The 11,885-nt window shown below is 59.1% G+C and carries 11 protein-coding genes and 1 riboswitch; of the genes, 5 read left to right on the forward strand and 6 right to left on the reverse strand.

Translation table 11 applies throughout. The features are described 5' to 3' along the window. Positions 1 to 224 precede the first annotated feature (224 nt). Positions 225 to 1,124 carry an aspartyl/asparaginyl beta-hydroxylase domain-containing protein gene (locus tag OOT55_RS10680; RefSeq protein WP_265365860.1) on the forward strand — a complete coding sequence of 300 codons (900 nt, stop codon included), beginning with the start codon at positions 225 to 227 and terminating at the stop codon, positions 1,122 to 1,124. An 11-nt stretch (positions 1,125 to 1,135) separates the two neighbouring features. Here the strand turns inward: OOT55_RS10680 and yegQ are convergent, their stop codons facing one another. Further along, complete coding sequence (yegQ, locus tag OOT55_RS10685) at positions 1,136 to 2,398, reverse strand: tRNA 5-hydroxyuridine modification protein YegQ (protein WP_416140955.1); 1,263 nt, start codon at positions 2,396 to 2,398, stop codon at positions 1,136 to 1,138. A 184-nt stretch (positions 2,399 to 2,582) separates the two neighbouring features. Then, a riboswitch (molybdenum cofactor riboswitch) is annotated at positions 2,583 to 2,735 on the forward strand. Here yegQ and moaA point away from each other — a divergent pair. After that, positions 2,725 to 3,702 (forward strand): GTP 3',8-cyclase MoaA, encoded by a 978-nt coding sequence (gene moaA, locus OOT55_RS10690; RefSeq protein ID WP_265365861.1) that lies wholly within the window; start codon positions 2,725 to 2,727, stop codon positions 3,700 to 3,702. It overlaps the preceding riboswitch by 11 nt. Positions 3,703 to 3,743: 41 nt before the next feature. After that, positions 3,744 to 4,259 carry a molybdenum cofactor biosynthesis protein B gene (gene moaB, locus OOT55_RS10695; RefSeq protein ID WP_265365862.1) on the forward strand — a complete coding sequence of 172 codons (516 nt, stop codon included), beginning with the start codon at positions 3,744 to 3,746 and terminating at the stop codon, positions 4,257 to 4,259. A 9-nt stretch (positions 4,260 to 4,268) separates the two neighbouring features. On the opposite strand, the gene OOT55_RS10700 is transcribed toward moaB, so the two are convergent. The 5 genes from OOT55_RS10700 to ubiU form a co-directional block, all read right to left on the reverse strand. Further along, entirely contained in the window at positions 4,269 to 4,643 is a 375-nt protein-coding gene (locus OOT55_RS10700) for a putative zinc-binding protein (protein WP_265365863.1), read from the reverse strand. A gap of 91 nt (positions 4,644 to 4,734) precedes the next feature. Beyond that, positions 4,735 to 5,397: an NrdJb gene (locus OOT55_RS10705; RefSeq protein ID WP_024461223.1), complete on the reverse strand. Its 663-nt coding sequence runs from the start codon at positions 5,395 to 5,397 to the stop codon at positions 4,735 to 4,737. 14 nt (positions 5,398 to 5,411) lie between these two features. Then, positions 5,412 to 8,666, reverse strand: coding sequence for an LAGLIDADG family homing endonuclease (locus tag OOT55_RS10710; RefSeq protein WP_265365864.1), 3,255 nt, complete (start codon positions 8,664 to 8,666; stop codon positions 5,412 to 5,414). Positions 8,667 to 8,717: 51 nt separating this feature from the next. Continuing rightward, on the reverse strand, positions 8,718 to 9,593 hold the full coding sequence (locus tag OOT55_RS10715) for a U32 family peptidase (RefSeq protein ID WP_265365865.1): 876 nt from the start codon (positions 9,591 to 9,593) through the stop codon (positions 8,718 to 8,720). Further along, on the reverse strand, positions 9,593 to 10,588 hold the full coding sequence (gene ubiU / locus OOT55_RS10720) for a ubiquinone anaerobic biosynthesis protein UbiU (protein WP_265365866.1): 996 nt from the start codon (positions 10,586 to 10,588) through the stop codon (positions 9,593 to 9,595). Before ubiU ends, OOT55_RS10715 begins: the two co-directional genes overlap by 1 nt. 94 nt (positions 10,589 to 10,682) lie before the next feature. Here ubiU and ubiT point away from each other — a divergent pair, with 94 nt between their 5' ends. Then, positions 10,683 to 11,165, forward strand: a complete 483-nt coding sequence (gene ubiT / locus OOT55_RS10725; protein WP_265365867.1) for a ubiquinone anaerobic biosynthesis accessory factor UbiT — start codon at positions 10,683 to 10,685, stop codon at positions 11,163 to 11,165. 231 nt (positions 11,166 to 11,396) lie between these two features. Next, positions 11,397 to 11,816 (forward strand): hypothetical protein, encoded by a 420-nt coding sequence (locus OOT55_RS10730; protein WP_265365868.1) that lies wholly within the window; start codon positions 11,397 to 11,399, stop codon positions 11,814 to 11,816. Positions 11,817 to 11,885 lie beyond the last annotated feature (69 nt).

The raw sequence follows: 11,885 nt of genomic DNA on the forward strand, positions 1-11,885 counted from the left end.
ATAAACCATATCCCTGTTATGGACACTCTGAGCAATTCCCGGCGGTCTCTGCGCCAGTCCAAAATGCTCGCTCCTTTGTCGGAAAATGCTCCTGCATCCAGGCAATCCACGGCCCTCGACGCCCTGCTATTGGATTGACAGTTATCCCCCGCACCGATAAGCTAACGCTCTTCCTCCACAAAAGACCCTTTCCGGACAACTTCCTCCTACAAGGACACGCTGTTATGGGACTCGCGATACTCGCGATTTTTGTTTTGTGCGCCGTCTATGTGCAGACCCGCGGGCAGGTCCAGCACGATAAATGGCGGCGTAAGCTTACCGATCACGCCAACTTTCTCGCACCGGTCAACTGCCTTTTCTACGCATTTTCCAAGGTCGGCAATGACCCCTACGTGTCTGTTGAGCGCTTCCCCGAACTCAAACTCGTGCAAGATAACTGGGAGGTCATTCGGGAGGAGGCACTGCTGCTCAACGACGAGTCACACATCAAGGCCTCGCAGGAATACGATGACCTGGGCTTCAATTCTTTTTTCCGACGGGGCTGGAAGCGCTTCTACCTCAAATGGTACGGGAACAACCTGAAGTCGGCGGAAAAGCTCTGCCCGAAAACAGTGGAGCTGCTGCGTCAGATTCCGTCCATCAAGGGAGCCATGTTTACCATGCTGCCGCCCGGCAGTGATCTGACCCGACATCGTGACCCTTACGCCGGTTCTCTGCGCTACCATCTGGGGCTGGTGACACCAAATTCGGATGACTGTTTTATCAACGTGGATGGCCAGAGCTACGCCTGGCGGGACGGTGAAGCGGTCATGTTCGACGAAACTTATCTGCACTACGCCCGAAACAACACCGACCGCAACCGGATTATTCTGTTCCTGGATGTGAAACGACCCGTGACTTTTTTCCTCGTGGACTGGTTCAACCGGTTGTTTTCCCGAGTGGTGATCGCCGGCTCGGCCACCAAGAACACCGAGGGCGACAAAGTCGGCTTTTTGAACCGGATTTTCGGTTATGCCTACCAGCTGCGCGTGCTGGGCAAGAAACTCAAGCAGTGGAATCGGCCGGTATACTACACCTTGCAGTATAGTCTTTACGCGCTCTTGGTTTACGCCTTATTTTTCTGAGAGTTGCCCCCTCATAGCTGCTTGACGAGCAAAGCGGTGCTTGGCTCACATTCCACAGGCAGCTGCAAGCGGACACGGTGGCCGGAGCCGGGGGCGCGGTCGATGGGGTTACCGCTTTTGTCCCGCAGCGCACTTAGCTCGAAAGCGTGATTCCCAGCCGGCGTCAGCAGGAAAAGTTGATCGCCTACAGAAAAACCGTTCTTGGCCTCTACCTCGTACCAGTTTTCCACTTTCTCCAGAGACTCGGCGACCCACTGCTGAGCACCGTTATGGTGCGCGTGCTCCAGGTTCTGCAGGGTTTCGGGGCGTGCGTGGCGGTCCAGCAGGCCAGCGGTGTAGCCCCGGTTGGCCAGGCCCTCCAGCTCAAACAGCAGGCTCGGGTCAAAGGCCTTACCGGCAACGGCATCGTCGATGGCCCGGCGGTAGACCTGGGCGGTGCGGGCGACATAGTAGGGCGACTTGGTGCGCCCCTCGATTTTGAGCGAGTGCACGCCCATGCGGGTCAGCTGCTCCACATACTCCACGGCGCGCAGGTCTTTGGAGTTGAGGATGTAGCTGCCGTGTTCGTCTTCATCCATCGGCATCAGCTCACCGGGGCGGGTCTTGTCCTCGATCACCACGGGCTCCCACTGCCCTACCTCATCTTCCCGGGCGGGTTTGGCCTCGTACTTCCAGCGGCAGGCATTGGTGCAGGCGCCCTGATTGGGGTCGCGGTGGTTGAAGTAGCCCGAGAGCATGCAGCGCCCGGAATAGGCCATGCACAGGGCTCCGTGAACAAAGACCTCCAGCTCCATGTCCGGCACCTGCTCGCGGATTTCGCCGATCTCCTCGATGCCCAGTTCCCGGGACAGGATGATCCGCTCGATGCCCTGCTCCTGCCAGAATTTGACCGCCGCCCAGTTGACCGTATTGGCCTGGACCGATAAGTGCATGGGCATGCCGGGAAACTGCTGGCGGACCAGCCAGATGACGCCAGGGTCGGAGACGATCAGGGCGTCCGGCCCCATGTCCACTACCGGCGCCAGATGCTTGACCAGGGTGCGGACCTTGTTGTTGTGCGGCGCCACGTTGGTCACCGCATAAAAGCGTTTGCCCAGGGCATGCGCCTCGCTGATGCCCTGGGCCATGGCCTCGTGATCAAAGCTGTTATTGCGCACCCGCAGGCTCATGCGTGGCAGGCCGGCGTAGATCGCATCGGCACCGTAGGCAAAGGCCAGACGCATGGCGCGCAGGCTGCCGGCGGGGGACAGAAGTTCGGGGGCGAACAGGGGCATTGGGCAAAGATCCTCAGGAATTGGGCATCACAGCGGGCAAAAACCCGCGCATACTAACGGCACGCCCATGCTAAGTGGTTGATTTGACTCAAAACTGCCACCGAAAAGTGCCAACTACCCATGAGGAGGTAGACGGGGTTATACCTCGGAGCCATAAACCTTTGGCTAAAATTGGACTACAATGAACGTACATTCACACCGAGCCCATTGACCTAAGGCGACGCTAAGGTCCCTGGGCCGTTACCCTCTCATCCAACCGGGTGAGCCGAGGTAACCGGGGTCGTTCGGGAAACCGGGCCGCCTCCCGCGCTTGGAAAGGTGTTTCTATGCTGACTGACTCTTTTGATCGGCGCTTCAGTTACTTGCGTCTGTCCGTTACCGAAGTGTGCAACTTCCGGTGCGACTACTGCCTGCCGGACGGGACCGATTGTGGCCCCGATGCCCGCGCTCAGGATCTGACCCTCGACGAAATCCGCCGTCTGGTGAATGCCTTTGCCCGCCTGGGCATGCGCAAAGTGCGCATTACCGGCGGCGAGCCCTCCCTGCGTAAAGATCTGACCGAGATCATCCGACTGTGCAAGCAGACCCCCGGTATTGAAACCGTGGCCATGACCACCAATGGCTACCGTTTGACCAAGGACATCGACGCCTGGCACGCGGCGGGACTGGATGCGCTCAACGTGAGCATCGACAGCCTGGATCACGCCAAGTTTGAGATGATCACCGGTCACAACAAGCTGCAGGAAATTCTCAAGGGGCTGGAGCGTGCGGCCGAGTTGGGCATTCCCAACATCAAGGTCAACAGCGTGTTGATGAAGCACTACAACGACGATGCGCTGGATGACTTTATCGACTTCGTCAAAACACGGCCCATCACCCTGCGCATGATCGAACTGATGCAGACCGGGGACAACGCCGAGTTTTTTGATCGCCACCACTTGAGCGGCGACCGGGTGATCGAGCGGATGCGCGCTCAGGGTTGGCAGGAGCGACTGCGCGGCCGGGACTCCGGCCCCGCCCGGGAATTCTGGCACCCGGATTACGCCGGCGGCATCGGCATGATCATGCCCTATAGCAAAGACTTCTGCGCCACCTGCAACCGTCTGCGCGTCTCCAGTCAGGGGCAGCTGTTCCTGTGCCTGTTTGTCGATGAGCACCAGAGCCTGCGCCACCTGTTGCAGTCCGATGATCCGGAGCCGGTGATGGCGTTTTTGCGGGAAGCCATCAAGGGCAAAGATTTCAGCCATCACCTGCACGAGCAGAACCCCGGCTCGACCCGGCAGCTGGCGATGATCGGCGGTTAAACTTTTACCTGATTCAATAGATTGTTACGGAGTAGCTGTTAATGGCACACGCCTTACCATCGGAAATGAAACCCCTGAGCATTGCGGTTCTGACCGTTTCCGATACCCGCACTTTTGAGAACGACACCTCAGGGCAGTATCTAGTGGACGCTTTGCAGGAAGAGGGCCATACCCTCGCCGACCGCGCCTTATTGAAAGACGATATTTATCAGATTCGCGCCCAGGTGTCCGCCTGGATCGCCGATGCCAACGTGCATGTGGTCCTGATCACCGGTGGCACCGGCTTTACCGACCGGGACTCAACCCCCGAGGCGATGAAACCGCTGTTTGATAAAGAGGTGGAAGGGTTTGGAGAAATGTTCCGGCAGATATCCTGGGGGGAAATCGGGACCTCGACCATTCAGTCCCGGGCGCTGGCGGGATTGGCGAATCATACGTTGATTGCCTGTCTGCCCGGGTCGACCGGGGCCTGCCGGACCGGATGGACGAAGTTGTTGCAACCTCAGTTGGATGCCCGGCAGGGGCCCTGCAATTTTGTGGGGCATTTGGTGCGGTAGGAGGATACGCTACTCCTCAGTCGCGATAATCCCCAGCTCGTTGTACACGCTGCGCAGCACCTCGTAGTGCTCCTGAATGGAACACCCTTCGTGATTCCGCTTTTTGATGCCTTTTCTCGTCAGCTCAATATGCCACTTGGGGGTTACCCCGTGGCGGGCCAGGGAGTGCTTGACACAGGCCAAGGCGCAGCCATCAATGGCGCAGATATCACGGCCGGATTTGGCGACCTTGACCAGACTCGGCACATCGCCACCCACACCTGCAATACAGGACATTTCAGCGTGGCCTTCCCGGTCCATCACCACGGCAATATCGTTCGCCAACTGGGCCACATTGGAGCGGCCCGAGCAGGCGTAGACCAGCGGTTTCTGTGTGTCGTCCATAGTGCGTTCCAAAGCTGACTACCTGTGAAGTTACTTTACGCTGACTGCACACATCCGCCTTGACGTAAATCAACTGAGCCTCAGTCGAGGCTCAGCCGCACTTGGACGCACCGCAATTGAGGCAGGTTTTGCAACCATCCATGATGATCACCGCTTTGGTATGGCACTTCAGACACAAGGTTGCGGTCGGCGGAAACTCATCACTGCCGTGCTCGATGTGATGCTTCTGCTCGTACTCCACCTGCTTCTCCTTGAGCACCTCCCGCTGCGCTTCGGATAGCGCTTCATCCTGGATCAGGCCGATGCGCTTCATATGGGTTTCTATGGCGTCGCCAATTTCCGCCACCAGCGAGGGCATAAAGCGGCCGCCGGATTTGAAGTAGCCGCCCTGCGGGTCAAACACCGCTTTCAGCTCTTCCACCAGAAAGGTCACATCCCCACCCTTGCGGAATACCGCGGAGATGACGCGGGTCAGCGCCACCACCCACTGAAAGTGCTCCAGGTTCTTCGAGTTGATGAAAATCTCGAAGGGCCGGCGCACCTCGTGATCGGTGCCCGGGTTCAGCACCACATCGTTGATTGTGATGTACAGGGCGTGGTCAGACAGCGGCGTCTTGATCTTGTAGGTGCTGCCCTCCAGGGTTTCCGGCCGCTCGAACTTTTCGTGCATGCGCTCGATGTCCGGCTCTTTCTCGGGTTCCGGCTTTTTGATGGAGAAGCCGGTGATTTTTTTGTCAATGACTTTGGCGTTCATACAGACTGCTCCAATTAAAACTTGCCGTAATAACCTTCTTTCAAGGCCTCGTACAGATTGGCGGCGGTGTGCATTTCACCGTCATACTCCACCTCTTCGTTGCCCTTCAGTTCAAGCTTTTGACCGTCCTCCAGCTCAAACACGTAGGTGGTATTTTCCAGATCCTGTTCTTTCACCAACACGCCCTGGAAGGCTTCCGGGTTGAAGCGGAACGTCGTGCAGCCTTTCAGCCCTTTCTCGTAGGCATACAGGTAAATATCCTTGAACCGGTCGTAGGCGATCTCCGTGGGCACGTTGATGGTTTTGGAGATGGAAGAATCGATCCATTTCTGCGCCGCCGCCTGAACATCCACATGCTGCTCCGGGGTGATCTGGTCGGACACCACAAAGTAGTCCGGCAAACCGGTCTCTCCCGGTTGCGGGTAGGGTTTGGCCTTGGGCTCGACCAGTTGGCGATAACGCAGCAGTTCGTAGGAGAACACATCCACTTTTTCCTTGGTTTTCTTACCGCTGCGAATCACATTACGCGCATAGTGGTGCGCAAAACTGGGCTCGATGCCGTTACTGGCGTTGTTCGCCAGGGACAGGGAAATGGTGCCGGTAGGCGCGATGGAGGAGTGGTGGGTAAAGCGGCTACCGGTGTCCGCCAGCGCCTCCACCAGGGCCGGGTCTTCCTCGGCCACCTGTTGCATATAACGGCTGTATTTTGCCCAGAGTACTTTACCGGGTACCTGATCGCCCACCTTATACTCGTTGGCCAGCTCGGGTTGCTTGGCCAACATGATGGGCGTGACCTCAAAGGTTTCCGCCATGATGGGCGCCGGCCCTTTTTCTTTGGCCAGGTTCAACGATTCACGCCAGCCGGCCAGCGCCAGCTCTTTGCTCACCTGTTCGGTAAAGGCGATGGACGCGGGACTGCCATAGGGAATGGTGAGCATGGTCAGGGCCGAACCCAGCCCCAGAAAGCCCATGCCGTGGCGGCGCTTGCGCTCAATCTCCCGGCGCTGCTCTGCCAGCGCCAGCCCATTGATCTCCACCACGTTATCCAGCATACGGGTAAAAATGGAGACCAACTTGCGGAATTTCTCCCAATCAAATTCCGCCTGCTCGGTAAAGGGATGCTTCACGCATTGGGTCAGATTCACGGAGCCGAGCAGACAACTGCCATAGGGGGGCAGGGGTTGCTCACCGCAGTTGTGTACGTAGAGCCCATTAGCATCGAAGGCGTTGATGCCGGGAACCTGCACGTCGTAAACGGTTTCAGTGCCCACCGGGGTCAACCCTTCCACCGTCACCATAAACCGCTCGCGGTTCAGGGTGCGCTTGTAGCTACCCAGAGCATTTTTCAGGCGGGTCATTTTGTCGACATCAGTAAAGCCGACCCGCTCCATAAAGACCGGCAGATTATCGCCACTGATGATCAGTTCATGTTGGGCGACGGTGGCGTATTCCTGCTGGCCACCCCGACCATCCGGCAGTGTTCGTTGCTGAGCCGGGCGACGATTCTGATAAAGACGGGCGGCAATACCCAACCGCAACAGCATGCGCTGAACCGCCTTCAGTCGCGACAGATCGGACTGGGCCAGACGCACGCTGACGCCCTTCTGCTGAGAACCCTGCACCGAACCATCGGCATCGAAAAACCCGCGCAGGAAGCCGCGATAGAATTCACTGGAGCGTGCTTCCAGCGCGGGGGTAATCATTTTGTTGCCGGGCGCCATGCCCAGGTCTTCGGCCAGCCGTTTGATGGCGCCCGTGGCCAGACGGTATTCCCCCCGGCCGGGCACTTCCATCCAACCTCTGAAGTCCGCCCGGTGCGGCAGAGTGCGGGCGCAGCGCAGCGCCTCGGCCATGACCGGGTGCGCCTGAGGGGAATCACCCACCGCCTGTTGTCCCGGCCAGACCGAGAGCACCGCCTTGTCGCTTTTCAGCGTACCATCGCCCACCAGCAAGCCCATCAGGTAACCCTCTTCGCGATTACCCTCGCCAGACCAATCCGGCACTGCCCGGTGGTTGTGCAGGGCGATCTGATCGCCCGGCTCCAGCTGTTCAGCGGGCACCCAGTCGAGCGTTTCCGACCAGCGGCTTTTGGAAGCGACCTTCCGCACTTTATGGTCACCGGTCAGCTTCACGCTATAACCTTCTCGCGTGGACAGTTCGAACACCGGTTTATCGCCGGTGACGAAAAAACCTTCCTCGCCGGACGCGTAGTGGGTGCCGTCCACCCGGGCGGTAAACGGGCGCCCCACCAGTTCACTGACCTGGCGCGGCCCCTCCGAGGTGTGAACCCAGGTATCGGCGGTGACGCAGGGGTTGGTCGCGCGGATGTCTTCACAGAACCAGTTGTTGTTCCACTGGTTGACCCGATCGATCAGGATAAAACCGGGCTCGGCAAAGTCGTACGTGGAACGCATGATCTGGTTCCATAATTGCCGTGCCGGCACTTTTTTGTAGACCTTGCAGGCCACTTCGCCCTCTTCATTGCGCTGGTATTTGTCCGCCACATGGTCGAGGCGCCGCCAGACCACCTGCTCGGGATTGTCACCGTCCAGCCCTTCGCGCTTGAGATCATCTTCGGTGATGGGGAAGCTCAAGGGCCAAGCGGCATCGGCCTTTACTGCCTGTATAAAGTCGTCGGTGATCAACAGGGAGAGATTGAATTGGCGCAAGCGACCGGCTTCGCGTTTGGCCCGGATGTATTCACTGACATCCGGGTGATGCACATCAAAGGTGGCCATCTGGGCGCCGCGCCGCCCGCCGGCGGAGGAAATGGTGAAGCACATCTTGTCGTAGATATCCATAAACGACAACGGGCCGGAGGTGTTGGCACCGGCACCAGCCACGTAGGCGCCTTTGGGTCGCAGGGTGGAGAACTCGTAGCCGATGCCGCAGCCGGCTTTCAGGGTCAGGCCGGCCTCGAGGTTTTTGTGCAGAATATCTTCCATGGAGTCGCCGATGGTGCCGGAGACGGTACAGTTGATGGTGGAGGTGGCGGGCTTATAGGCCTGGGCCCCGGCATTGGAAATGATCCGCCCGGCGGGGATGGCGCCGTTGCGCAACGCCCAGAGAAATTCCTGGCGCCAGTGGGCCTTGCGCCTGGGTTCGATCTCCGCGAGCGCCTGGGCCACCCGCTCCCAGGTGGCGTCGATGGTCTGATCCACCGGCTGGTCCTGGTGGTCTTTCAGGCGGTATTTCTGGTCCCAGATGTCCTGGGAGGCGGGCTGAAGTTCGACCGCCGACTCGGTGATGTCCCTGGATTGCTCTGTCATTCGTCAGCCTCTATCAAGTCGTTGGAATTCGGGAGTAAAAGGCAGCCGCCATCAGGCTACCTGTACGATGCCAGCCATTTTGTGCCAATAGCCGTTGACGTCCTGCTCGGCGCGCGCCTGGGCTTCGCCTCGGCTGGCGGCCCGGAACCGGGCGAGCCATTCCAGGGTGCCCTCGGGCTCGGGGCTGAGGCGTACCGCGTCCACCAGGCCGGCCATTTGCGGCACCTCTGACACCAGATTGTACCGGTCTCCGGACTGGGTCTGAATACCATTGAGCACAAACAGCCGCTCGCCTTCCTGATTGTAGACGGGACGGCCCGACGGGTATTTGATGCAGCACAAGTCACATTGATCTTTGGGACGATTTTCCGAGCGGGCGGTAAAGCAGCGCGCCGACCAAGCCAGGGGCAGATGGCCGAAGCCGAACACCTCGACCTCAAAGGTGCTGCGGATATCCTCAATATCCGGGTAACTCAGTATCTCCGACAGCCACTCTCGGGACAGTTCCACCGGCATCAACCAGCGTTGCATGCCGAACTGCACCAACTGGCGCAGGGTCTGGGGGTTGTAACAGTTGATCGCGGCTCCGGCGACGAAGGGTAGCCCCGCCTCCCGAAGCAGACCCACCGCGCCGATGTCATTGGCCTCCAGCGCGAATTCACCGTTGTCGCAGTAGCGGCGCAGCTCGCGCAGGTCGGCGGGGGATTCCAGCAGGGTCATGGTGGATAACACTACCTCCTTGCCGGCCTCACGCAGCTGATGCGCCTGGGCCATATAGTCGTCCAACTTCAGCTCCCGCCGCTTGGGGCACACGGTTTCGCCCAGGTAGACGCAATCAGCATCCGACTCGGCCACTGCGGTGTAAAAACGTTGCACCTGCTCCCTGGGCCAGAAGTACAGAATGGGTCCGATATTCAGCTTTAACATTAGCGCCAACTCCTGTGATAGGCCCCGATGGTGGTCTGGTGTCCTTCCGAGAGTCCCGCCAGAGTGCGGTCCCAATCCTGATGCACCTGGTAGCGGGCCGGGTCTGCCAGCAGCCGGTCGATAGCCTGGCGCCACACCCGGGTGACCTGGCCAACGTAGGCGGGGCTGCGCTGGCGGCCCTCGATCTTGACCGCCTTGATGCCATCCCGATAAAGCTCCGGCAGCAGGCTCAGGGTGTTCAGACTGGTGGGTTCCTCCAGGGCGTGATAGCGTTCGCCGTCCACTTCAAAGCGGCCCTTGCACAAGGTGGGATAACCGGCGTTCTCGCCGCCGGCGAAGCGGTCAATCAGGTAACCATTCAGGCGAGATTCCAGAACGCCGCGCTTCTCCTCCCAGCGGACGAACTTGGCGGGTGAGCAGGCGCCGGAGTTGTTGGGGGATTCGCCGGTCATGTAGGAGCTGAGATAACAGCGCCCCTCGGCCATAATGCACAGACTTCCAAAAGCGAACACCTCCAGCTCGGTACTCACGGTGTGCGCCAGTGCCGACACCTGTTTCATGGACAGCACTCGCGGCAACACCACGCGACTGACGCCATAGGCCTGCTGGTAAAAATCAATGGCCGCCGCATTGGTGGCCGAGGCCTGCACCGACAGGTGCCGCTCCACCTCGGGATAGCGTTCCGCCGCGTAGGCCAGCACCGCCATATCGGCGATGATCAACACGTCCGCTCCGGCCTTGACGGCCTCATCCACCGCCTGCTGCCAACTGTCCCACTGGGCCGGGTGAGCGAAGGTATTGATCGCCACGTGCAATCGCCGCCCCTGCCGATGGGTTTCACGGGCGGCATCGCGCAGCCCCAGGGTGTCGAGATTGAGACCGGCAAAGTGCCGGGCATTGGTATCACCGCGCAAGCCCACGTAGACGGCATCCGCCCCCTCTTTCAAGGCGGTTTTCAGCGCGGGCAGGCTTCCTGCGGGACAAAGTAATTCCATCGACGCTTACCTCTGTTTAAAAACTGTACCTATTTTGGGCGAGTGGCGACACCACCCGGGTTTGCTAGCATGCCCGCTCAGGAGGTGCCCCACTATGACTAGCATGCAATCCCATTCAGCATCATTTCGCCCAACACTCCCCCGGCTCATTCAATGCGCCAAAGTGGCCCAGCCGCTCATCCCCCAGACCATTCGCCGACACACGCTGGGCATCGGTTTGAACCACACTTTTTCAGAGGCTCTGCGCCGGGGTGAACTGGATTTTCTGCGCGGCCGACAGGCGCGGATCACCGTGCCCGATATCAATCTGGACTTCTCGGTGACGCTGCTCGGCCAACGGCTGCACGTTTCACTCAAGCCTGTGGCGCCCGACGTAACCTTTCGGGCCGATACCCGATCACTGCTGCAAATCATGGCCGGCCAGGTTGATCCCGACACTCTGTTCTTTCGCCGCAAACTGGCCATTGAGGGTGATACCGAACTGGGGCTGGCACTGAAAAATTTCCTCGACAGTCAGGATCCCGAACAACTGATCCCCGCACCCGTCTACCGCTTTATCAGCCGGATGGTGGCGTGATCGCTCCAACGGGCTCAAAAAAGGGTGCACTCCCTGCACCAGAGGCCTTTGAGTCCCGGCGGCACAGCTGTTAGGGGAATACCGACCGGGACCCCTAGCCTACTGCGCTGACCCGTTGTGCGATATTCCCCCATGGGTCTACCCCTTTAGAGGAATCACAGTTCACCCCGAAAGTGTGCACAATGGGCAGACATACCTCTTCCACCCGTTGATAACAGTGATCCGTTTACTATGAGCACCTTTGAACTAAACCACTTCGATGACTTTCTCTCCATTGCGCGGTCCCAACCCGAACCGCAAAAACTGATACTGGTGCTCGCCCGACGAGAGTTGCCTCACGGCCACACCGAGCAACAGGCCAGAGATTTCGAAAATGGGCACGGAGGCCACTTGGCACCACTGGCGGGCATCGACAAACGCCCCGACGAGTTGGCCAACTTCTCAGCATTGGTCGAGGAGGCTAAACAGGCGAGTGATGAATGGGATGCGGTGTTTGTTGCGGCGCTTCCCGGAACAGATGGAAAACTCCCAACCCCCAAGGCAATAGACGACGCTATTGAGAAAGTCATTCATGCCATTCGCAATGGGATGATCAACAACTTTCTGGCTTTCGACCGCAAAGGTACGCCGCTGCAGATCAGCCACGGCTAAAACACACCCAATCAAAAAGAGGGGCCCGGACAGTCCATGTCGCGGGTGCCTGCCATTAGACAAGCCAAT

The sequence above is a fragment of the Marinimicrobium sp. C6131 genome, from assembly GCF_026153455.1.
In the GTDB taxonomy this organism is placed as follows: domain Bacteria; phylum Pseudomonadota; class Gammaproteobacteria; order Pseudomonadales; family Cellvibrionaceae; genus Marinimicrobium.

Coding starts and splice junctions, on each gene's coding strand:
- OOT55_RS10705 (WP_024461223.1), bottom strand. CDS start 5,397: ATGAACGCCAAAGTCATTGACAAAAAAATCACCGGCTTCTCCATCAAA.
- OOT55_RS10715 (WP_265365865.1), bottom strand. CDS start 9,593: ATGTTAAAGCTGAATATCGGACCCATTCTGTACTTCTGGCCCAGGGAG.
- OOT55_RS10700 (WP_265365863.1), bottom strand. CDS start 4,643: ATGGACGACACACAGAAACCGCTGGTCTACGCCTGCTCGGGCCGCTCC.
- OOT55_RS10710 (WP_265365864.1), bottom strand. CDS start 8,666: ATGACAGAGCAATCCAGGGACATCACCGAGTCGGCGGTCGAACTTCAG.
- moaB (WP_265365862.1), top strand. CDS start 3,744: ATGGCACACGCCTTACCATCGGAAATGAAACCCCTGAGCATTGCGGTT.
- ubiU (WP_265365866.1), bottom strand. CDS start 10,588: ATGGAATTACTTTGTCCCGCAGGAAGCCTGCCCGCGCTGAAAACCGCC.
- yegQ (WP_416140955.1), bottom strand. CDS start 2,398: ATGCCCCTGTTCGCCCCCGAACTTCTGTCCCCCGCCGGCAGCCTGCGC.
- moaA (WP_265365861.1), top strand. CDS start 2,725: ATGCTGACTGACTCTTTTGATCGGCGCTTCAGTTACTTGCGTCTGTCC.
- ubiT (WP_265365867.1), top strand. CDS start 10,683: ATGACTAGCATGCAATCCCATTCAGCATCATTTCGCCCAACACTCCCC.
- OOT55_RS10730 (WP_265365868.1), top strand. CDS start 11,397: ATGAGCACCTTTGAACTAAACCACTTCGATGACTTTCTCTCCATTGCG.
- OOT55_RS10680 (WP_265365860.1), top strand. CDS start 225: ATGGGACTCGCGATACTCGCGATTTTTGTTTTGTGCGCCGTCTATGTG.